The organism is Paenibacillus sp. FSL R5-0887 (assembly GCF_038002305.1).
Lineage (GTDB): Bacteria > Bacillota > Bacilli > Paenibacillales > Paenibacillaceae > Paenibacillus_AQ > Paenibacillus_AQ odorifer.
The window spans coordinates 1,212,229-1,236,231 of the sequence record NZ_JBBOCE010000001.1 but is presented as its reverse complement, the minus strand read 5'-3'; the positions used below and the strand labels follow the sequence as shown (position 1 = coordinate 1,236,231).

The following is a 24,003-nucleotide window of genomic DNA, read 5'->3' as shown; positions in this document are numbered from 1 at the left end:
ATCGGGCATTAATTACGGCAATAGATTACACATCTTTTTAAGGACTTCGGACCCAGATGACGTTATTTGGTAGTTTTCAGCTCTTGAAACAGGGCTTCGGACCTCAAGGACGTTATTCCTTAGAAAGTGACTTATATTTTGTGTTTTTCATGCCAATAGCTGCAGTGGGGTCCTTTAATCTTCTGAAAATCAGAAAATCTTGCCTTTAAGGTCAGAGGAGTCCGATAAAAGCATCTACTTACAAATGTTATCAGTTCAAGTAAAGATTCTTTTAAATCGCTCGTTTGAACTGGGTATTGTACAGCTCGTAATAAACACCTTGCAGCGCAAGAAGCTCTTTATGACTGCCTTGCTCGGCAATTCCGCCACCCTGAATAACGAGTATACGATCAGCATCCTGGATGGTACTAAGCCTATGGGCGATCACAAAGCTTGTTCGTCCCTTCATTAGCTTTTCCATCGCCTGTTGAATATGCATTTCCGTACGCGTATCCACACTGCTGGTTGCCTCATCTAGGATCAAAATAGCTGGATCAGCTAGAATGGCGCGGGCAATCGTTAAAAGCTGACGCTGGCCGTGGCTCAAATTACTGCCTTCCGCATGGAGAATAGTCTCATATCCATGCGGCAGTCTATTGATAAAGGCATCTGCATTGGCCAATCTTGCCGCTTCCTCTACCTCTTGGTCTGTCGCATCAAGACGTCCAAAGCGAATATTTTCCCGAATCGTTCCCGAGAATACATGCGCGTCTTGCAATACCATTCCCAATTGACTACGAAGTGCATTTTTATCCAGCTCTCCAATATCGCGGCCATCAATGAATATGGAGCCGCCGCTTAAATCATAGAATCTGATCAGCAAGTTGACAATGGTCGTTTTTCCAGCTCCCGTTGGGCCAACAAGCGCAATTTTCTCTCCGGGTTTTGCTTCAAACGTAACCCCGCTCAGAATTGGTGAATCCGGCTTGTAAGCAAATGAAACGTCTTTGAAAACAACGTTCCCTTTTAACCTTGGCAGATCGTCACTTTGTTCATCACCGTCACCATATTCGGATGGCATATCCATAACTTCAAACACACGCTCCGCACCAGCAATTGCCGACTGAATTAGATTGTACTGGTTAGCAAGATCGGAGATCGGTCGTCCGAACTGTTTGGAATACGTAAGGAAGCTAACGATTACGCCAACCGTAGCCATGTTATGAAAAGCCATCCAGCCACCCACCCCGGCAATGATCGCAAATCCAAGGTTATTAATCATGTTCATGACCGGTCCCACTAATCCGGAAACAATTTGTGCCTTAATACCGACTTTATTCAACTCTCCGCTGATTTTGCGGAACCGTTTCACTTCTGTCTCTTCCCTGCTGTATTGTTTGACTACTTTTTGTCCGCTGATGGTTTCTTCGATAAATCCACCCAACTCACCTAGATGGCGTTGCTGATTTTTAAAATAAGTTCGACTTAAACCTATGATTTTACGGCTGGACAATAACACAAGAGGGATCGTTATCAGTGAAACTACGGTCAACGGAACGTTCATCATTAACATGATCACTAGTGAACCGCTTAGGGTGATCAAACTGTTTAATAACTGGGTCACACTCTGATTAAGTGTACTGGATACGCTCTCTATGTCGTTGGTTGCCCGGCTCATTAGTTCTCCGTTAGCTTGCGTGTCAAAAAACTTAATCGGTAGCTGTTGATATTTGCTGAACAGATCACGACGCAGCTCAAACACGGTATTCTGTGAGACGGATGTCATAACATAGGCTTGCACCCAAGCAACCACACTGCTTAGACCATAAATACCTATTAGGAGTAGACAAAAGCGAATAAGACCCTGATAATCGTGAGGAATTACGGCAGTATCAATCGCTTTACCGATTAGATAAGGCCCGATCAACGAAAGGATTGCATTCAACACTGTAAATACATACACAATGATTAACCCGAACCGCTGGCGGTTCAAATACATCCAGATGCGTTTGAGTGTTCCCGCTTGATTCTTAGCGCGTACGATCGGCACAGCTCCGCCGCGTCCAGGGCCAGATCCCGGTCCAGATCCAGGTCCGAATCCGCCTGATCGATTAAAAGGAGTGGTGTTCATGCCATTATTAAGCTTTGACATAAGGCACCTCCTCTCCCTTCATCTGTGATCTCCAGATATCTCTGTATATTTCACTGCTGTTCATAAGTCCATCATGTGTACCTTGTACAGCAATTCGGCCGTTTTCTAATACCAGAATACGATCAGCATCAATTACAGAGGTGACACGCTGAGCTATCAAAATATTCGTGCTGCTGCGCAGTCGTGTTTTTAACATCTGCCGGATTCGTGACTCTGTCGCTGCATCGAGCGCACTAGTGCTGTCATCCATAATGAGGATTGTTGGCTGAATTAAAAGTGCCCGTGCAATCGAAAGCCGCTGCTTTTGCCCACCGGACAGGTTAATGCCACGCTGGCCGAGCTCTGTATCGTAACCCTGTGGAAGTTCTAAAATGAAACTGTGAGCTTCAGCGGCTATTGCTGCTTCTTCCACTTCCTCATCTGTGGCATCCGGTCTGCCGTATCGGATATTATCGCGGATAGTACCGCTGAACAGAATAGCCTGCTGCATAACAAATCCGATTCTGCTACGCAAATCTTCCAGAGCAATCATACGAGTGTCGGAGCCATCAATTGTAATGGATCCAGAGGACACTTCGTAAAACCGGGGAATGAGGCTGACCAATGATGATTTACCAGTACCGGTGGCACCAAGAATGGCCACTGTTTCTCCTGGCTCCGCAGTGAAATTAATATCGTCTAACACTAGATTTTCATCCGAAGGATCATAAGCAAAAGATACATTGTCAAATACAATCCGACCGTTGTGTATGGCATCTTTTTTAGCGTTGGCAACTTCTTTAATCTCACTAATGGTGGAAAATACTTCATTCTCCCGATCGGCAGAAACCTTGGCTCGTGAGAAGAAGGTCAACATATTGCTTAACATCAGCATTGACATCAACAATTGGGTTATATAGTTAATAAAAGCGATCAGCTGACCAACTGGCAGCCCACCGTTCCAGCTTTGCACTCCCCCAAACCATAGTACAGCAACAATACTGGCATTTAGTACAAGCATCATTAGCGGCATATTTAATGACATTAACCGTACCGCTTTTATCGCAATTTCTGTATAATCCTTGTTAGCTGTATTAAAGCGTTTCTGTTCATGGTTAGCGCGGACGAATGCTTTGACTACACGAATGCCTGATAAATTTTCCTGCAACACTGTGTTCACACCGTCTAATTTGACCTGCATTTTCTGAAACAAAGGAAAAGAAAGTCGGATTAACCCATACAAAATTAAACTCAAGAGTGGCACGGCAACGGCTAGGATGAGGGTCAGCATAGGACTTATCCGAATCGCCATCACCAAGCTTCCGACTAATAGCAAGGGAGATCGAATACTCCGCAAAATCATTTGCACAAAGGTTTGCAGCTGTACCACATCATTTGTTAATCGTGTAATCAGTGAGCCCGTCTTCAATTGATCCAGGTTCTTATTAGAAAATTTCTGAATATGTTCAAACAAGCTAATCCGCAAATCATTTCCGAAGTTTTGAGAAGCAATACTCGAAAAAATAGTGCAGCCCACCCCACCAATTAGACCGATAAATGCTACACCAAGCATGATCAGTCCGGTCGAGAAAATATGAGACAAGTCTTTTGTCATGACACCCTTATCCACAATGCTCGCCATGAGCGTGGGCTGCAGTAAATCCATAGTTACTTCGACCAGCATCAGCAATGGTGCCAACACACACCACACCCAATATGGCCTCAAATAATGCTTAAGCTTCCACATTCCGCCACCTTCAATTGTTTAAGATAAATACGTGATTTTAGAACTAATCGGTGTTCTGGGTTTCGCATTCGGCACTTCCTCCGGATACCCCATTCCAAATATCCCAATAACATCGTAATTTTCTTGAACACTAAGAATCTCACGATTATGAGGCAAAGCCCCCAGCGAAGCCCAATACGTACCTACACCTGCTTCATGTGCAGCTAATAAGAAATTTTGTACGAAACAAGCAGCAGCCATAACATTCTCATCGCGTTCAAACGCAGTTGCGGCAGGCTTAGACAGAACTGCAAAAACAACAGGTGCGTTGCCAAAATCCGTCTTATGCTTTAATTTCGCTCTAGTATTGGGTCCGATGAAAAGAAGCTCCCAAGGTTCGGTCATACGATGATTAGGAGCGTAACTTGCAGCCTCCAGCCATGAATGTAACTCCTCTTCACGAATTGGAGTCTGTTTGAATTGTTTTGTACTTCTGCGGGTTTTAATGAGCTCAGTTATTTTCATCTTTTTCTTTACTCTCCTCTTTATTAACATTTGATGTTGTATCTTCTGGAACGATCTCATGAATCTGAAAGATTTGTTTAAACTCTTCAATGATCGCTTCCGTTGCTTTTAATTCACCGCTAACCACTTGTTTAATCGATTCAAGCTCAGGCTGATTTAACTGCCGCTGTAATGTAGCCCGGTTAACCATAAGCTTATCTAAAAAAGCGATGGCTCTGCCACGGCGAAAAGTTTGAGCACTTTTAGGATGTGGATCCATTGATTCTGTCATCCCATGTTTCATAAAGCCACGATCTCTGTGTTCGCCACGTCCCTCACGATCTCTGTGCTCTCCATGCTCCCTATGACCGCCACGTTTGCCGACATGTCCTTCACGCATTTTATTTCCTCCTTTTGCAGTGTATACATTTGTATACGCACTCTTCATGTATACAAATGTATACGATAGAAACCATTTCTGTCAAGATCATTTTTCCATTTTGTAACATCATTATTGCTTACTTTATATCTTAAAAAACAATAAAAAACCCGCATAAAGTGCGGGCTTATAGAGAAAAAATATCAAATTCAACGAAGCAATTTATAGGGGGAAACTATTTTTCTTATACTCCTGAACGGATACTCCCATTACTTTTTTAAAACAGTTACTGAAGTAAAATGGATCTTTAATGCCGACCTTTTCAGCAATTTGATAAGCTTTCCAATCCGTTTCATTCAGAAGCTTCACCGCTTTTTCCATTCTGCACTTGAGAAGATAATCCGTAAAGCTAATCCCTGTGTCCTGCTTAAAGATCCGGCTAAAGTAACTGGAATTCATGTGGAATTTATTCGATACATAGGATAAAGACATCTCCGGAATGTGCATCTCCTGTTGAATAAAATCTTTAACTTCATGAATAATATTATTAGTTTTTTTGCTTCGTGCCTGAATTACTTGAGAGGTTACCTTCTCTGTGAGTTCAAGTAATGTCTGTTGCATGTCTGGCAGGCTATCGAGCTCAAAAATCCTTTTATATGGCGAAATATCGAAAGAAAGATTATTATCTAGTATAACTCCCATTTCAGCGAGTGAATTGATTAATGTGGAGACAAATTGGGCCGAAACCAGCCTAGCTCGTTCCACAGAAAAAGCCTTGGACTTCTCCAAATCCTGAAACATTTTCTCAATGGATTGCACAGCCTTATCTAAGACACCAGCTTTTACAAAAAACAAAATTTCCTCAATTTCATTCGTCTTAACTTCCCAGGATCGGCCTCCGAAATGAATTTCATCATTAAAAAAATAGATGGCGTTACTGCCCTTTAACTTACCATATCTAACTGCCTCCAGCGCCTCTTTATAGGATTCTTTGATCCTATTGAAATCCGTACAGGTACTACCTACGCCAATGCAAGCTTTACATCCAAGCTTTTCATGGAGCGATTGGGCCAGCCACTCTCCAATCTTCGTAAGATTCTGATTATCTTTTCTATTAAGAAGGACAATCCGTTGACTGTTATCAAAAAAAACTTCCATTCCCTCATACTCTTCAAGCGCGTAATCAATAAACCTCTTACAACGCAAAGACTGCAGGATTCGTTGTTCCTCCCCTTCTTCTAAGGGAATTTGAAGTTCAATAAGCATGATTGAAAACAAGCTGTTCGCTGATTCAGGAAAAAAGTAATGGAATCGGCTATCCAGCTGATCGGGGTCCCAGAGGCCTGATAGCAAATCATTTAGAAATTTTTCTTTTAGTTGAACGGCGTGTTCTTTTAACTGTCGATTCAGCTCCTGATATTCGTTCCACCGCTCTGTCTCTTCCCGGATTTTCCCATGAAGATCTACCGCAACTCTTCGTACCTCCTCGGCTTGGAGCGGCTTCAAGATAAAATTTTGCACTCCAATGTCCAGGCTTCTTTTTGCATATTCGAATTCGGGATGTGCAGTGATGATCACAATTTTGACTAGCGGATACCTTTCTTTTATCAACCGGCTTAATTCCAGTCCATCCATAAAAGGCATACTGATATCTGTAAATACTACATCCGGTTTCATGGTTTCGATCAGATCTAACGCTTCGCTTCCATTCGAGGCCTCACCTACGAATCTGTAACCAACTGCTTGCCAATCTATAATGATGGGAACAATTTTTCTCGCATTAATTTCATCATCCACAATAATGGCTCTGAGCAGTTCAAGCTCCATGACTATTCCCCTCCTCAAGCGGTAGTTCCAATTCAATCCGAGTTCCTTCTCCCGGTGCACTGACCAAACTACAATTCATGTCCGCCCCATAGTACAGCTTCAAACGCATCAAAGTACCGCGCAACCCAAAACTGGACTCATTTTGCCCATAGGGCTCAGCTTGCATTTCCCGACGTTTGTCTTCATTCATCCCCACACCATCATCTTCCACGACTAGCTTCAGTCGATTCCCCTGAATACGGGCAAGGATGCGAATCTTACCACACTCCCCTAAAGGGCGAATACCATGATAAAGCGCATTTTCTACAAGCGGCTGAAGCGTCAATTTGGGTATCCGAACATACTCAGCTTCTTCCGACACCTCAATTTCACTGATGAAAATTTCTGGATAGCGAATATTTTGTATACTCAAATAACTTTTAGTGATCTCTACTTCTTCTCTTAACGTTACTACATCACTGCCCTTACTAAGACTCTGACGATAGAAGGCTGCAAGCTCAGAAATAATCTGGTACGCCTCATTATTATTTCCTGACAAAGTTAAATAGCCAGCTGATTCTAACGTGTTATATAAAAAATGTGGTTTAATTTGCTGCTGCAAAATATCCAATTCGAGTTTCCGAATCAATTTCTGTTCTTCTTTCTCCCGCTTCAGCGCTTGCTCAATGGTCATAATCATATTGTTATACCTATCTTTCAACTGGTTCAGCTCATCCGTTCTCGCCTCGTACCGAACCAAACTGAAATCTCCAATCTCCACTTTTTTCATGGATCGCAGCATATGTAAAATAGGTGTAGTAATGAATCTAGAAATCCAGACGGAACCTAAAAATATAGAAATGAAATTAAACAACATAATCATTAACAGCATCAGATTAAATTGACGATAGGGGCTTTCCCATTCCCCCAAAGGCTGAGCGCTAGTAAACCTCCAACCACGATCCATTGAAACCAGAGAAGAGATCAGATAATTATGATCTTTGATCTTTACGATTTTGCTACTGCCGAGCGGCACATCAAGCATAGAAGAGTTTGTATAGTTCGATAATTCAGGCCGTGTAAAATCAAGGAGTGTCTCATATCCAGTTTCGATCATTAAATCAGGTTTATTATCGTTGATCGAACGTTCATAGCTTTTTTTCAGCTCCTGAACCGTAATGTTCACGACTAATACTCCTATTTTCTTGGAAGTGTTCATGTCGTTTACGATACGAATCAGAGAAATATATTGTGGATCCTGCTGGGGTTCCTTCGTCTCAAAATTGAAGATACCTCCGGCATTTTTCCTCCAAATTGCTTTTCCGTCCAAGGCGACTGCCTCGGAGTACCATTCCGCTGACTCGATCCCATCTGTTCTGATCGGTTTTGCAGACTGCAAATCAATCGCAAACTTACGTCCTGCATTATCGAATAGATAGACAGAAGAGATAGAGGGCTCTGCGAGCATAAAATCTGACAGAGCCACCTCTAGCTTGTAAGTTAAAATTCCGATGTCGTTACCCGCCAGATCACTGCCCAAAATTTCCTGAACCGTATTGTTCGACACGATCATCTTGGAATAATTATTCGTGCTGTCAAGAAGTGATTCGATTCCGGAATTCATGGCGTTTAAGGTTTGAAGCGATACCTCACCTACCTTTTCCTCGGTGAATTTCTCATTGATTCGTTGGTACATAATACCGCTTGCAATCATGGAAACCACTAGTAAGGCCAAGTAGTAAAAAACGATTTGTGATCGGATACGTGCAAACCTCATCGGTAACCTCCTGGCCGACAATTAAGCGAATACGGACTTTTATTTATAGCTACTTCAATACGAAACTAGTATAGCATTTTTCGAAGGATTCCTATCCCATTGCTTTAACCCTTAACTGCCCCGACAATAATGCTTTTTTGGACTTGGTTACTTAGGAACAAGTAGATAATGATCATGGGTAGTGTAGCCACAACCATTCCTGCGAACATAGGTCCGAATTCTGTGGCATAGGCACTTTTAAACGAATTGATGGCGACGGTAATTGTTGCTAAGTCAGGATCATTAATGAATGTATTGGCAAACATCAGTTCGTTCCAAGCGGATAAAAAAGTAAAGATGGAAGTGGTTACGATAGCCGGCTTTACAAGCGGAAGCATAATACGGAAAAAAACCTGATAAATATTGCAGCCGTCTACAACGCTGGCTTCTTCCAACTCCCCTGGCAGCGCTCTAAAGAAACCAATCATGATAAAGATTGTAGTAGGAAGTGCACTAACGGTATAAGGAATGATTAAGGCCCAAGGCGTATTCAGCAAGCTTGTCATTTTTAACATCTGAAAGACAGGTAGCAGCGTAGCATGAACGGGGATCATCAATCCCAGCATGAAGAAAGTAAGCACCACATTATTAAGCTTCCACTTCATTCTTGCGACAGCAAAAGAAACCATTGCCGATAACAGAGCAGAAATAATGACAGTTACCGTTGTATACATAAGGCTGTTCAAAAAGTTACGTGCGATATTCGCCTTAAATAGTGCGTAGTCGTAGTTCGCCCACCTCCACTCATTAGGCAAGCCCATCACATTTGAGCCTGTAATTTCTATGTTTGTTTTAAAGGAGGAAAATACAAGCCACACGAGCGGATACAGTTGAATAACTGCGAAGATTAGAAACGCAATCTGCAAAACAACCTTTGGCCAGCGGCGGTTATGTGTTGTTGTCATTAGCTCTCCTCCTTATCATCGTAGGTTCTGATCAGTTTTTGTAGAACTAAGTAGAAAAAGAGACATTCCACAACCATAAACACGGCCATCGCGCTGCCGTACCCATACATATTGCGATTAAAAATCGACGAATACATCAATGTACTTGGAACACTAGTTTCCGGTGTTGGGTAGCCATTGGTCATAATGAAGACTAAATCGAAAAACTTCAATGATCCCAAAACAGCAAATATGACACATACCTTCAGGATCGGTGAAATAAGTGGAATAGTGATAGAGAAGGCGGTTCTTATACTTGATGCTCCGTCAATTTTTGCAGCTTCGTACAAATCTTCAGGAATCCCTTTGATGGCAGCGTACATTAGAAGCATATGGTAGCCGATATATTGCCAAACGATTGGAATCATAACACTTATTAGTGCAGTTCCGCTTTCCGTTAACCAATCATTTGTCCAGGAGGACAAGCCTAGTTGATTGAGTATCGTATTCAGCAAGCCATATTCAGGCTGATAGATTTTCAGAAACATAACCCCGATGACAGAGGAGGATACCAAGACTGGAATGAAATACAAAGTACGATACAGCTTTTCACCCCACACCCCTCTGGCAAGAACCAGAGCGAGCACCAGAGCTATCGGAAGTTGCATGAAAACAGAAAGAACTGCCAGATACAACGTATTAAGTATCGAATGATCAAAATCCATGCCGTACGTATCTGCAAAAAATAAATCCTTATAAGAAGCTAAACCAATAAATTTAGCCGGTTGTATCCCATCCCAGTCCAGCAGACTGTAATACATAGACTGAAGGATCGGGAAAAAACCAACAAGAATGTATAAAATCAAAGCAGGAACAACAAATACGGCGATAGCCTTTTTGTTTCCGAATACTTGATGCATGCTTCACTCCACCTTAAATCGATCAGGCGGCGAACAATTCTCGCCGCCTGACGCAGATTATTGTCCTTGATTGACCTTGCTCTGTAGTTCTTTCGTGTAGTCTTCAGGTGTTGTTTTTCCGGCGACGAATTTCATCAGCGAACCGAACATAGATTCAGTGTCATTACCATTCAGCATTTGATCCCACCAGTAGGAGAAACCAGTTGCTGATGAGGACAATTCACCAATTTGCAGAGCCAGTGGATTCATTTGAGATGTGTCACCTACATCAACTTTCCATGCTGAGGAGCCTGAACCAGCCAGAAATACTTCTTTAGACATGGTCTCAATAAAGAACTTGTATACTTCCCATATTCTTTCCTTGTTTTTCAGATCGGCATTGAGCACGAATGTTTCACCCGAACCTCCGAACCACTCGTCAGCATTTCCTTTCCCCCCTGGAATGGTTGGAAATTTAATCGGTACCACTTTACCTTTGACCAGAGAGTTATCATCTTCAATCTGTCCGTTGACCCAAGCGCCCATGAACATCATAGCTGCTTTGCCTGATAGGAACATATTTGTCGCGTCATCATAAGAAGTTCCAACAAAATGTTTGCCGAAGGAGTCCGCATCAATCAATTGTTTGTATTTCGCAGCAGCTTCTGTGAATTCAGCTGTGTCGAATGATCCTGTTTTCGTTAAAGCGGCATTTACAGCATCCACGCCTGCCATCCGGATGGCTAGAATCGCGTTCCATTGCATTGCTGGCCATCTGTCTTTAGCCCCAAGTGCAATCGGCTGAATGCCTTTTGCTTTTAGTGCTTCAATCGCAGCAACAAGCTCATCCCATGTTTCCGGAATTTTTGCTCCTGCTTGCTCAAATAGTTCTTTATTGACGTACATTTGAGCAGTAGCTATATTGATCGGCAGACCGTAAAGCTTGCTATCGAAGATGAAATTGTCTGTCGTACCTGGTACGATTTGGTCCAGCGTTCCATCTTTTGCGAGATCATCAATGGACAGAATCCGGTTCCCCGCTATAAATGGCTCAGAGAATCCACCACCCCAGGTGTAAAAAATGTCGGGCAGCTCATTGGCTGCTGAAGCCGCTTTCACTTTCGTTTTATAAGATTCGCCTCCAACACCTACATGCTCGATTTCTACATTAGGGAATTTAGCCTGGGTTGCCTCAAGTGCTTTATAAAAACCAACAAACCCGCCGTCTTTAGAATTTGGATCCGCGAATTGGGACCACATAGTAATCTTGAGCTTCTCTTCCGCCGCAGGGGTTTTTCCCGTTTTGCCTGCGTTTGCATTAGCCTCAGAATTCACGTTATTCCCGTTGTTCCCACCACAAGCAGTGATAAGTATGGACATAGCCATCAACACTGTTAGAGTTAGGCTAATCCTTTTTTTGTTGACTTTTTTCATTCTTTTTCGCCCCCCATTTTTATATTGCTTACAGGACTAATTATATAAATCAATTTATCGAGTGAACATGAAAGCGTTTTACTTAATGATGTATTCTCTTTACATTAGACATTTTTCTTTATTAGCTACACATAAAGAAGACCTCTGATTTCTTCAGAAGTCTTTTTTTCATTCATATCAAAACTTAGGGAATGAACACCTCTATATAGCTGAGTGGCTTAGGTTCTATCTTCTCTCTTCTCTATTATCAGAAGTTATCTCATGAATCTGAAACATATGTATGAACTCATCGATGATCGCTTCCGTAGCTCTTAGTTCACCACTAATGACTTGTTTTGCCGATTCAATCTTTGACTCGTTTAGCTGCTGCTGCAACGCCGAACGATTAATCATTAGCTTGTCCAAAAATGCGATAGCCCTAGCACGACGAAAGGTCTGAGCGCTTTTGTGAGGATGCTCCGAACCCTCCTTGACTCCATTTATATTCATTTCTTCATGCTCTCCGTATTCTCGATGCTCGTTATAACCGTGCTTATCTATGTGCCCTTCGCGCATAATTATTCCCTCCTCTAATTCCACTTACAAAACCATAGCCCATTAATAAGACCGGGTAAGATGGAAGCCGTCTGACTCCTTATCCAAGTAATGTGTATACCATCTTCACCTTTATATTCACAAACGGCTTTAGATCTCCCTGAGATGAGTTATTAATTATAGCATTGGATAGATCCATAGTTACAGGATAGGGTGCAAGAAGAAACGGTTTGAATTGTGCTTTCCAACTACGCTTTATCCGATCGTCTCTTAATTCTATTTCTCCCCCTGGAATTGCAACCATAGGATAGTCCAAATAGCCCTCAATTTCGGTCGACACTCTAGCTGCCTCCTAACTATAATTTTAATCATGTATTGACGGGTATACAGAATAGAACTATAATCTATACAATTCCTAGAAACATACTATGAATTACAAAAAAATAAGAAACATTAAATCATCCTTAGTTTGTCCACAAGAAGGAGTGTAAACACATGCCAAATGTTCAAACTTTCAAAGCAACTGCTCATTTGCAAGACGGCGTAAAGGTCGTTACTAATGCAAGACAATTCGAGCTGGTCATCGATGAACCGACAAGTCTAGGGGGCACGGATACAGGAATGAATCCTGTTGAAGCTTTGCTCGCTTCTTTGGGTGCCTGCCAATCCATTGTAGCTCGGGTCTACGCCTCTAAATTTGAGGTGGAGCTTGAAGATTTCAGAGTAGATGTGGAAGGTGACTTGGATCTCGACGGATTCTTCAACCGCTCTGAAGTACGTCCTGGCTATTCCGATATTCGGTATACATTCTACATAAAGACTCCATCCCCTGCTGAGAAGGTCGAACAGTTCGTACAATTTCTGGAGAGCAAATGCCCTGTAGGTGACACCATTGCAGCTCCGGTTAATCTCAAGCTAAATCGTATTGTGATTGAAAATTAACCGTTTAATAATTCTAAGAGGGAATGTAAAAAGGGCTGCAAAGTTGCGTAAAAGCGACTAAGCAGCTCTTTTTCATGTCCTGTTCTCCGACTTCATATAATGTTAAAAATGATGCCCTTCGGAGGAACCCAAAACATGACGGATATACTAAGTAAAGTAGATGAAGAAATCGAACGTTTGTCAACGTTCTTGCTACAACAGCAGAAGGATGACGGCTCATGGCATTTTTGTTTTGAGAACGGGATTGTGATCGATGCTTATATGATCATTCTCTTTAGGGTGTTGAACCTACAGAATGAAACGCTCATTCGGCAGCTACATGATCGCATTCTTGATGCACAACAGCGAGAGGGTTGCTGGCAGTTATATAAGGACGAAGAAGCTGGGAACTTATCCACATCAGTCGAAGCTTATTATGCCCTGCTCTATTCTGGATACAGTAAGATAACAGACGAGCCAATACTTCGGGCTAAGCGTTATATACTGTCTAAAGGTGGTTTAGGCAAGGTCACAAGTATCTTAACTAGAGTCATTCTCGCCGCAACGGGTCAAAGCAAGTGGCCTTTAGCAATTTCTTCGATTCCACTGGAGGTGCTTTTGTTTCCGTCTTACTTCCCAATTAACTATTTCGAATTCTCTGGCTACTCTAGGGTACACCTCACTCCTATGCTCATTATGGCCGATCGGCGATTTTCGATCACTACAACCCATGCTCCTGATCTGTCAGATCTTATGGAGACACGATTGGATAGAGATGAATCGCCTACCCGTGGATATCAGGAGATGCAGGATGTTATTCAAATGGGTTTGAGCAGATTACTCGGGAGTCCACACTACATACATGAAGCTGCCAAAAACAAAGCGGAGCAATATATGCTCCAGCGAATCGAATCCGACGGTACCTTTTACAGCTATGCCAGCAGTACGATTCTTATGGTTTTTGCCCTGCTTGCTCTCAATTATGTTCGGCAGCATCCAATAATTACACAGGCCATTCAAGGTCTCACCGCACTGCAATGCCAATCAAATCGTAATACTACAATTCAAAACTCTCCATCTACAATATGGGATACAGCGTTAATCTCCTATGCTTTACAAGAGGCTCAAATTCCGGTTGATCACAAAGGAATAAAACACGCTGCAACTTATCTTCTGGATAAACAGCATCATAAACCTGCTGATTGGAGCATCCATAATCCGGATATAGTTCCCGGTGGATGGGGATTCTCTGAGTCTAATACAATCAATCCGGACGTAGATGATACAACGGCAGCCTTGCGAGCCATCCGAAGCTTATCAACCATTCACCCTTCATATCTGGAATCATGGAATCGCGGACTGAATTGGGTCCTATCGATGCAAAATAACGACGGCGGCTGGCCGGCATTCGAAAAAAACACCAATAAAGAAATGCTCACATGGCTCGCTATCGATGGTGCTAAATCTGCAGCCATTGATCCTTCGGAAGCAGATCTTACCGGACGAACTTTGGAGTTTCTCGGAAACTTCGCTGGTTTAAATACACAACACGAGTTCATTAAAAGGGGTACAAAATGGCTGATTCAACATCAGGAGAAGGATGGTTCGTGGTATGGAAGATGGGGTGTTTGTTATATTTATGGCACTTGGGCATCATTAACAGGCCTGCAGGCTGTTGGGCTGCCTATAAATCATGATACGTTGCAAAAAGGAGTGAAGTGGCTTCTAAGCATTCAGAACTCGGACGGCGGTTGGGGAGAGTCTTGTCACAGCGACCGGCTACTACAATATGTTCCTTTAGGAGAAAGCACACCTTCACAAACCGCCTGGGCACTTGATGCGATTATCGCCGTTCAGCCAGAGCCAACAGCTGCGGTGGAAAAAGGACTTCAAAGACTAATCACGTCTATTCATGAAGAGGATTGGAAAACTTCTTATCCCACTGGCGCTGGTCTCCCCGGTAATTTCTATTCCAATTATCATAGTTATCAGTATATCTGGCCACTACTCACACTGAGTCATTACAGAAAAAAATACGGTCAAGGATAATACTCGCTAATACTCTGTAATACTCTGTAATACTCAGTAATACTCAGTAATACTCGGTAATAACTAGCGTTGTCCTGCTCCACTTTTTAATTGTCTCCTAAAAGCTTGAATCGCACCTTATGCCGTCCTTTTTGACAAACTCTCCTTATCAGTTCTTACTTAATAGTCTACATCTCCATTTCAGTCGGTCCGTAAACGGGTGCGACCCAGTAATGCAACCAAATCATTCATTAAATGCCATAGAGATTGGTATATCAGCTACCCTACCCTCTCCAATAACTTACTCCAGTACGTATTCATCTGTTCAAACTATACTACATGTTTTCTTTCCATAAAGACCGTCTGCTTTTTCTATTAGTTAAAAACACCAGAGCAGCGACCATCCGTTATTGAAGAATCATTGCTCTGGTGTTATGAACCGGGGGTTGAATGCTTTTGTCCGTTGTACCTACCTCTAAATCACCCAGTCTTGATCAAGTTTAGAGCTTTTCGGACTCAGAAGACGCTATTTGCTTGTTTTTAGGATTTTTAGTTAGGTTACGGACTCCAGTGCAACTATTCCTCAAAAAGAGAGCCATTTTTGGTTTTTTTCATGGTAATAACTGCGATGGGGTCCGATAAAATTCCAAATGTAAGCTAAATCTGCTCTTAAGGTCAGCTGTGTCCGATAGAAAATACGTGTGCGAAAAATGTTACCTAATCAATCCAATTTGCTATTTGGAGCAGCCCTATAGAAATCACTTAGATTACTTATGAGATAGATTCCATTTTTGCATGGAGTCAATTGAGCGTAGTTAACACATAGTCAATCAGGCGCAATCTCCGATAATCAAGGATCGCTGCCTGATATTTTGGATCACTGGCGTTTTGCCTGAGCAAATTATGACTGTAACTTCTGATATCCCCACTCCATATATTTGTAGCGCAAGATTTTAACGCAATCTAATGAGATAACTGTATTTTATACACTTAATCCATATTGCTAGGGAATAACTCCGACTTTAACTGCATTCTATACAATTAAAATCAAGAGAAATCACCTAATAGGCTTTAACTCGTGAGAATAGATGTAAGAAATACAGCTATTTTCAATGTGTAACTGTTTTGAACGATTATAGCTGCACAAAATACAGTTAAACATCTCGCTGCTCCCCATCCATTACCTTCATCCGCCCCCATACGGGTACACAGAGGGTTGCATTACTCATTTTACTTTTTGGAGCATGCTACCGGAATATCCCCTCCTCTTTCAAGAAACAGGTGTAATTGTTGGTGGTTTTGGTGCCCTTTCCCACGCATGGGTTACCTGCAATGTTGCTGCATAGGTGATTAACGAAACAAGCAACGCTCCGAACAGTTGAATAATCTGCCCCAGGTCCAATCGCTCCAGAATTCCGTGAGCCGCCAACCCGCTAAGCGCCATGACAATTCCTCCCGCTCCCACCTTGAATACAATACGAAAGTCAAAATAAAATCCGATCGTTCCTGCCACAGATAAAAAATTCAACAGTGTCAGCAGCAAGAGCCCCAGTCCGAATCCCATGGCCACCCCTTCGATTCCAATATTAGAACCTAGAACAAAGATCGCAATCACTTCAAAGACATTCGTAAGAATATGATTCCACATAACCGTTGATGCTTTCCCCAAACCAAGCAAAATTGCTTGCAGTGGCGCTCCGAAATAATAAAGAAAAAATAAGGGTGCAATTAACTTTAACAGCTCGCCCGCTTCTGGCGAATGATAGATCATGGTTGTTAAGGGTACAGCCCATAAGTACAGGATGATTGTACATGGGAAACCTACTATAAGCGCGGATCGCATAGCCATATCCATCCGACTATGCATAAGCTTGCTATTGTTGCTCACACTTGCTTCGCTGATCGCCGGAATTAATGCAGTCGACAACGATTGTGTGAAGAAGCTGGGGAGAAACAACATGGGTAGAGCATAACCCGCCAGAAGTCCGAATTGCTTGGTCGCCATCTCAACACCCACACCAAACAGTACTAGACTTTTCGTAATCAGCAGTGGTAGAAAGGCATGATAGAGAGAATGAATAAAACCGCTGCCTGTCATCGGTAAGCCGATGCGCAGCAAATCTCTCAACGTACTGTCTCCTTTAAGTGAAATTCTTGACGTAGGTGGTGAAGAGGTTTTGATCTTACCTCGATTTGCCCATTTGAAAACAGCGAATAAATAGAGCAAACCAAAACCTTCCCCAACAACGGAGGCAGCCATTGCACCAGCAGCCGCATAGGCAATACCGTAGGGCAACAAAACGTTGACCACACCGATAATGACAATGATTTGCGCCAGATTCTCAATAATATCGGAAAAGGCAAGTGGGTTCATGTTCTGTTTTCCACGAAAATAACCTTTCAGTACAGCAGACATCGCAATAATTGGAATGATCGGCGTAATAGCAACCATAGCATAATACGCCCGCTGATCGGCCAAAAAAATCGATGCGATCCATTTGGAGCCAAACAGAGCCACTAAAGTTAATATAATACTCAACGTACCCGTAATGCTTAAGGATACTGTGAGAATCCGCTTTACTCGCGCTTCATCCTGCTTAACCTCAGCTTCCGATACAAGCTTTGAAATCGCAACAGGAAGCCCCAGCTCTGTCAGCGTAATAAATAAGGGAAGCAGTGGATGAGCAATCATAAGCAGCCCTACTCCCTCTGCTCCCAAAAAACGTGCCAGCAAGACTCCGTTCAAAAAACCAAGCCCTTTTGTGAAAAATGACGACATGGTTAATATGAACGTGCCACGAATAAAACTTTGTTTACGCATCCCCATTTATACGCATCTCCACCTATGGTTTGTCCTGTCCTTCTTTCTAACTTATTCGAACAAACACAAGTACATGCAGACAAGTATTTGTAAAGTATTAAATCAGCGATAAGCCCAACACATCTTAGCCGGTGTACCAGGCAATTTCCCTCACTTCACTTTCATTAGCTTCTGTAGCGAAAATCTTTTTCATAGATCAGAGATACTTCTTTGCATCATTCATTAGTACTGTTTTTGTATAAATTTCATCCTCCGCAATAAAAGATATATTAAGAAATAAATAGATAATTTACCAATAGCATGTTATCATTTTGAATGCGATTTCAATAGCTTTGTTATAACAGTTTTTTCACTCTTCTTCGTGAATGTCTTTTAGCAAAATCTTTGATATGATAAAAAAGAATACAAAAGGCTTTACGGAAATCATTCACATCATTAATAACCACTTCTAAATTTTCCAAAGATAAAGGAGAACTTCATTCATGAGTCAGAAAACAAGATTAAATAATGACTGGTTATTCAGCAAACAGCCGCTTAAGTCCACTTTAGAATCGGTGATAGCAGCTGATTCGGAGTGGATCGACGTAACCTTACCCCATGACTGGCTAATTTTTGATACACATAATCTATATCAAAGCGGAGAAGGCTGGTACCGTAAAAGCATAGTTATAGATGAGAAAGTGCCAAATAGTCTTGTCTCGCTTCGTTTTGAAGGCGTATACATGGACTCCACTCTCTATGTGAACGGCCATATCGCAGGCGTCTGGAAAAATGGATACTCCACTTTTGAAATAGATATCACGCCATACATTATTGAAGGTATCAACGAAATCTATGTTCAAGTGGTTCATGAGTCTCCTAATTCACGCTGGTATTCTGGTGCGGGCATCTATCGCAGTGTATGGCTGAAGACGTATCCGGGGACACATATTGTGCCTGATGGTATTTATATCTCTACTCACAAAAAAGAGGATTCCTGGAATGTTGAGGTAGATACCGAAGTCTTGTGCAATGATCTATTGCAAAGCGAAAAACACTACATAATTCGTCACAGTATACTGGACGCTTCAGGTATCTGTATCTCTCATGTAGAAAATGAAAGTCCAGTACAAGTCGGGTCTGCTGTATCCAGCTCTGCCCTCTTATCCGTCAATAATCCAATGCTCTGGGATATTAACCAGCCTTACTGCTATTCCCTAAAAACTGAACTGCTGGAGAATGATCAGGTAATAGAAGAAGAAATCCAAACCTTCGGATTCCGTACGATGGAGTTTGACAGCCAACAAGGTTTCTTTTTGAATGGCCGAAAGGTGAAGATTCATGGCGTATGCCAACATCATGATTTGGGATGTTTGGGGGCTGCGGTGAATAAGGCAGCTCTAAAAAGACAGATTATCCTCCTGCAGGAGATGGGCGTAAACGCTATTCGTACGGCCCACAATATGCCAGCCGTTGAACTGATGGAACTAGCGGATGAGATGGGCGTGCTCATAGTTTCCGAAGCATTCGATATGTGGGAACGCAGTAAAACTCCTTTTGACTACGCCAGATTTTATCCAGATTGGTGGAAACAAGATATTGCCAGCTGGGTACGCCGGGATAGAAATCGCCCCTCCATGCTCATGTGGAGTATCGGAAATGAAATATACGACACCCATGCCGATGAACGCGGCCAAGAGTTAACCATAGAATTACGTGATCTGGTGCAGGTTCATGACCCTAAAGGAAATGCAGTGGTTACTATCGGTTCCAACTATATGCCATGGGAGAATGCACAGAAATGCGCAGATCTAGTGAAGTTCGCAGGGTATAACTATGCCGAAAAATACTATGACCAGCATCATGAGGAACATCCCGACTGGATTATTTATGGTAGTGAAACTTCGTCTACTGTACAGAGCAGAGGCATCTACCACTTCCCTTATGCTCAGTCTGTATTGTCTGACGATGATGAACAATGCTCAGCCTTAGGGAACAGTTCTACTAGCTGGGGTGCCAAAAACACAGAAGCTTGCATCATCGCAGATCGTGATGCGACCTACTCACCTGGACAATTTATTTGGACTGGATTTGACTATATTGGGGAGCCGACTCCGTACTTCACTAAAAACTCGTATTTCGGTCAACTGGATACCGCAGGATTCAAAAAGGATTCCTATTATATTTATCAAGCAGAATGGACGGATTACAAGGTCGCCCCGATGATTCATATTTTTCCGTACTGGGATTTTTCTGAAGGGCAGCTTATTGATGTGCGAGTATGCTCCAACGCACCACAAATCGAATTGTTCTTTAATGATCAATCCATGGGCACGGTTAACATTGACCATAAACATGGTAAAAAGCTGCTTGGGGAATGGCAGCTCCCCTATAGCAAAGGTACTCTCCGAGCAGTCGCTTATGATGAACACGGAGTACAGATCGCTGATGATACGGTAACTTCTTTCGGAGATTCGGCCACTGTGGTCATGAATCCTGATAAAACTCAGATGACTGCTGACGGATCGGACTTGGTATTTGTGGAGATCTCGACCCTCGATCAAGAAGGACGTCCCGTGGAGAACGCCAATAATCGTATTCAAATCACTGTAGAAGGACCGGGGCGTCTTGTTGGTTTGGATAATGGTGACAGCACTGACTACGATTCATATAAAGGAACAAGTCGCCGGATGTTCAGCGGCAAATTGCTTGCGGTCATTGCCTCTTCATTGGAGTCAGGTACAATCGTTGTACGTGCATCTTCCCATGGCTTACAGTCTGCTGAGCTTACACTGACTTCTGAAGCACGAGAGCTAGATCATTCTAAGGACGAAGAGCTTGTACTTTATCAACACTCATCACAATCACTATCGGATGTGAGCGAGTTATCCCAAAACTATTTATCAGATGAAATTCCCGTTCGCAAGCTGGAAATCATATGCCCGCAAGGAAATCAACTAACGAAGGACACCCGTTCACTTCCGGTTCGTGTGCAAATTCATCCAGAGAACGCAACCTATCAGGAAATTGAATGGCGAGTTACGAATGCTGCCGGTATTGACGCTAATATAGCCGTTCTTGAGGCAAATGGGCATGAAGCAGTAATTTCGGCTTTGGGAGACGGAGACGTCTATGTACGGTGTGCAACGAAAAACGGTGCAGATCAAGTGCGCCTGTATTCGCTTATGGAATTCCATATTCGAGATATGGGAGCTGCCTTTTTGAATCCTTATGAGTTTGTTTCCGCTGGTTATCATAGCAATACGAGCCGGAACTTAACAAATGGGAATGAACGCGGAGTGGCTACTGCAAGAGAAGGAGAAAGCTGGATCTGTTTTGACAACATCGATTTCGGTGATTATGGAGCTACTGAACTTACCCTTCCTATCTTCGCGCTAGATAACGATAAATATACGATTGATATATGGAAAGGTACACCGGATGCTCCAAACGCAGCTCTGCTGACACAGGTAACCTATCAAAAACCATCCATATGGAATGTATATCAAGAGGAGACCTACCCATTACCTGAGCGAATAAAAGGTGTCACCACCCTTTGTTTTGTTCTTCATAAAAAGATTCATCTCAAGGGCTTTCAGTTTAACAAGCCTTTAAAAGCGTACGAACAACTTAACGTTCTGGAATACAATCAGATTTATGGGGATTCCTTTACGCTGGCAGATGGACAAATCAAAAATATTGGTAACAACGTCTCTCTCATCTTTAAAGATATGGACTTCGGTCATACTGGAAGCACTAAACTAACCTTATGCGGGCATTCGCCTATCGATAAAAATACTCTGCATATTCTATTTAGCGGACCAGAGGGTGAAAAGAGACAGCTTGTGGAGTTTACACAGTCAAGTGATTATTGCGAAAGAGAATTTGTATTGGAGCGCATAACCGGTCCGCAAACCGTCACCTTTATATTTCTACCGGGGAGCCAGTTTGATTTTAAGTGGTTCCAGTTCCAAGCAGAGTAAGGTATTTTCAACTTTAAACTAGATGGATAGCTTTATTACAGAACAAATCCCCTGCGCATTTGTCACGGTTCAATAAGGATGTTTTCGGCTTTTGAGATTTGCCGTAGGATTATCAAGTCCTACGGCTTTTTTCTTGTTTTAAACCTTTTATCAGACATTGCTTTTGAAATTCATCCTTAATTTGCAGACTCTTTTCTTTCGAGAGATTTCTTCCTGTTACATTTAGCTTCATACTATTTAACCCTATTACATTTTAGCGTTCATATCTCTGCCTTTAATATAAGTTTACACACCCTTTATTTTTTGTTTATACCTCGGACTGTATGTTTCTGTCAAAAGAAATATAATAGATCTAAGGAGGTGTTATGCATAGATTATATAACGACAAAGGAATCAGCGAAAAAATGGGAAATACTTGCCTTGTTCCAATTGACGCTAAAAACCCGGCTAACGGACGATATAGTTGCAGTAAAGTAAAGGACGGTGCAAATAAATGAACCAGATATTTTTGGTTGAGGACGATAAGACAATCGCTAAAAACCTTGTGCTTCTGCTCCGCTCAGAGGGATTTACAGTCTCTCATGTCCCTACGCGGAGTGAAGCCCTTACCGCGCTTGCCGGAAATAAATTTGACTTGGCGTTGATTGATATTTCTTTGCCTGATGGAAATGGCTTTGCGGTTTGCACGGAAATCAAAAAAACGCAAGATATTCCCATAATCTTTCTGACGGCTTCTGGCGATGAGTCAAGTGTTGTTACCGGGCTGAACATGGGCGCGGACGACTATATCACTAAGCCTTTTCGTCCGCGTGAATTGATTGCACGAATTGGAGCCGCCTTGCGAAAAAGTGGGCGTTCCCTATCTGATTTTAAAATTCACGGGCTTCATGTCGATATGGCAAGTGGCATTGTGGAGAAAAACGGTAGCGAAGTCTTTCTTTCAGCATTAGAATACCGCTTGTTGCTGATGTTTATTAGCAATTCGAAAAGTATTATCACGAGAGGCAGGCTGCTTGACGAATTGTGGGACGCTGCAGGCGAGTTTGTCAATGACAATACACTGACCGTGTACATCAAACGTTTGCGGGAGAAGATAGAGAACGATCCAGCAAGTCCGCAAATTATTCTGACTGTTCGTGGGACGGGATATAGATTGGGGAACGAGTATGCTTCGGAATAGAGAGTTTCGACATTTTGTCATTTTGTTCTCCTTAATTGCCACCTCCGCTGTGACGCTGGGATTTGCAATCAATATGGCGGCGGGAATCCTTACCACTACCTCTACCGCCGCTTTTGGCATAGCGTTTTTCGTGTTTACCAAAGCCCGATACATAAGCATTGCACGGATTTCACATCAAATCGACCTTGTGCTTCATAATGCTGACCTTCTGTACATTGAAGAGTCGGACGAGGGCGAGCTTTCTATTCTGCACAGCGAGATAACAAAAATGCTACTGCGCATTCGGGAGCAAAACGATGCGCTGAAAAAAGAAAAAGAACATCTTGCCGATTCGCTGGCCGACATAGCCCACCAACTCCGAACCCCACTCACATCAGCCAACCTCATTCTGTCTTTGTTAGAGAATAGCCCTAATGAAAACGAACGGAAAGCATTTATACGAGAAACAGAAGAATTGCTTGTGCGGATGGATTGGCTGATTACTTCTCTACTAAAATTATCTCGCTTGGACGCGGGCATTGTGGTATTCCAAAACGAGCAGATAGATGTAGATAGCTTGATACGCTCCGCCCTTCGCCCGTTCCTAATCCCAATAGAACTGCGCTATATTGATTTGCAAATAGACGTGCCGAAAGTAGTACTTATTCAAGGCGATCCAGGTTGGATTTCGCAAGCAATTCAAAACATCCTCAAAAATTGTATAGAAAGTGCAGGCGAGCACGGGAGGATTGAGATTGATTGTACGGATAACCGGTTATTTACCGAGATTGCCATCCACGACAGCGGTGCGGGTTTTCAGAAAGAAGATTTGCACTGCTTGTTTGACAGGTTTTATCGCGGGAAAAACCCAAACGCTACAGGATACGGGATTGGATTGGCTCTCTGCAAGATGATTATAACGCGGCAAGGAGGAACGATTACCGCAAAAAACCACCCGCAAGGCGGCGCAATCTTTACCATTCGTTTCTCAAAGTGACAGATCTCTCACCTGAAAGTCAC

16 protein-coding genes and 1 pseudogene are annotated in these 24,003 nt (G+C 42.6%); 5 read left to right on the top strand and 12 right to left on the bottom strand.

Annotation, left to right across the window (positions count from 1 at the left end):
- Window positions 1-271 precede the first annotated feature (271 nt).
- The 11 genes and pseudogenes from MKY14_RS05700 to MKY14_RS05650 all read right to left on the bottom strand — a co-directional run.
- Window positions 272-2,131 carry an ABC transporter ATP-binding protein gene (locus MKY14_RS05700; protein ID WP_076125678.1) on the bottom strand — a complete coding sequence of 620 codons (1,860 nt, stop codon included), beginning with the start codon at window positions 2,129-2,131 and terminating at the stop codon, window positions 272-274.
- Window positions 2,118-3,857, bottom strand: coding sequence for an ABC transporter ATP-binding protein (locus tag MKY14_RS05695; protein ID WP_076278449.1), 1,740 nt, complete (start codon window positions 3,855-3,857; stop codon window positions 2,118-2,120). Before MKY14_RS05695 ends, MKY14_RS05700 begins: the two co-directional genes overlap by 14 nt.
- Before the next feature lie 18 nt (window positions 3,858-3,875).
- A complete protein-coding gene (locus MKY14_RS05690) occupies window positions 3,876-4,361 on the bottom strand; it encodes a nitroreductase family protein (RefSeq protein ID WP_076184571.1) in 486 nt (161 codons plus the stop codon).
- Window positions 4,348-4,740: a hypothetical protein gene (locus tag MKY14_RS05685; RefSeq protein ID WP_076303773.1), complete on the bottom strand. Its 393-nt coding sequence runs from the start codon at window positions 4,738-4,740 to the stop codon at window positions 4,348-4,350. Before MKY14_RS05685 ends, MKY14_RS05690 begins: the two co-directional genes overlap by 14 nt.
- 201 nt (window positions 4,741-4,941) lie before the next feature.
- Entirely contained in the window at window positions 4,942-6,546 is a 1,605-nt protein-coding gene (locus tag MKY14_RS05680; protein WP_076303774.1) for a response regulator, read from the bottom strand.
- A complete protein-coding gene (locus MKY14_RS05675; RefSeq protein ID WP_076303775.1) occupies window positions 6,536-8,302 on the bottom strand; it encodes a cache domain-containing sensor histidine kinase in 1,767 nt (588 codons plus the stop codon). Before MKY14_RS05675 ends, MKY14_RS05680 begins: the two co-directional genes overlap by 11 nt.
- Before the next feature lie 104 nt (window positions 8,303-8,406).
- Window positions 8,407-9,246 (bottom strand): carbohydrate ABC transporter permease, encoded by an 840-nt coding sequence (locus tag MKY14_RS05670; RefSeq protein ID WP_339248692.1) that lies wholly within the window; start codon window positions 9,244-9,246, stop codon window positions 8,407-8,409.
- Window positions 9,246-10,145: a carbohydrate ABC transporter permease gene (locus MKY14_RS05665; protein WP_339248690.1), complete on the bottom strand. Its 900-nt coding sequence runs from the start codon at window positions 10,143-10,145 to the stop codon at window positions 9,246-9,248. Before MKY14_RS05665 ends, MKY14_RS05670 begins: the two co-directional genes overlap by 1 nt.
- Before the next feature lie 57 nt (window positions 10,146-10,202).
- Window positions 10,203-11,558 (bottom strand): ABC transporter substrate-binding protein, encoded by a 1,356-nt coding sequence (locus tag MKY14_RS05660; RefSeq protein WP_076278447.1) that lies wholly within the window; start codon window positions 11,556-11,558, stop codon window positions 10,203-10,205.
- Window positions 11,559-11,783: 225 nt separating this feature from the next.
- Window positions 11,784-12,113: a hypothetical protein gene (locus MKY14_RS05655; RefSeq protein WP_340975967.1), complete on the bottom strand. Its 330-nt coding sequence runs from the start codon at window positions 12,111-12,113 to the stop codon at window positions 11,784-11,786.
- Between the two features lie 115 nt (window positions 12,114-12,228).
- A pseudogene (locus MKY14_RS05650) lies at window positions 12,229-12,396 on the bottom strand (formylglycine-generating enzyme family protein); the annotation flags it as partial.
- Window positions 12,397-12,587: 191 nt separating this feature from the next.
- Here MKY14_RS05650 and MKY14_RS05645 point away from each other — a divergent pair.
- Together MKY14_RS05645 and shc are read left to right on the top strand one after the other, a co-directional pair.
- Window positions 12,588-13,034 carry an OsmC family protein gene (locus tag MKY14_RS05645; RefSeq protein WP_076125698.1) on the top strand — a complete coding sequence of 149 codons (447 nt, stop codon included), beginning with the start codon at window positions 12,588-12,590 and terminating at the stop codon, window positions 13,032-13,034.
- 135 nt (window positions 13,035-13,169) lie between these two features.
- Window positions 13,170-15,062, top strand: coding sequence for a squalene--hopene cyclase (shc, locus tag MKY14_RS05640; RefSeq protein WP_340975966.1), 1,893 nt, complete (start codon window positions 13,170-13,172; stop codon window positions 15,060-15,062).
- Window positions 15,063-16,311: 1,249 nt separating this feature from the next.
- Here shc and spoVB read toward each other — a convergent pair.
- Entirely contained in the window at window positions 16,312-17,868 is a 1,557-nt protein-coding gene (gene spoVB, locus MKY14_RS05635; protein ID WP_340975965.1) for a stage V sporulation protein B, read from the bottom strand.
- A 476-nt stretch (window positions 17,869-18,344) separates the two neighbouring features.
- Between spoVB and MKY14_RS05630 the strand changes: the two genes are divergently transcribed.
- From MKY14_RS05630 to MKY14_RS05620, 3 genes are all read left to right on the top strand, one after another.
- Window positions 18,345-21,824 (top strand): sugar-binding domain-containing protein, encoded by a 3,480-nt coding sequence (locus tag MKY14_RS05630; protein ID WP_340034529.1) that lies wholly within the window; start codon window positions 18,345-18,347, stop codon window positions 21,822-21,824.
- Between the two features lie 493 nt (window positions 21,825-22,317).
- Window positions 22,318-23,004 (top strand): response regulator transcription factor, encoded by a 687-nt coding sequence (locus MKY14_RS05625; RefSeq protein WP_340975962.1) that lies wholly within the window; start codon window positions 22,318-22,320, stop codon window positions 23,002-23,004.
- The gene (locus MKY14_RS05620) at window positions 22,991-23,980 is read left to right on the top strand and encodes a sensor histidine kinase (RefSeq protein WP_076280659.1); all 990 of its coding nucleotides are present in this window, start codon (window positions 22,991-22,993) and stop codon (window positions 23,978-23,980) included. Before MKY14_RS05625 ends, MKY14_RS05620 begins: the two co-directional genes overlap by 14 nt.
- Window positions 23,981-24,003 lie beyond the last annotated feature (23 nt).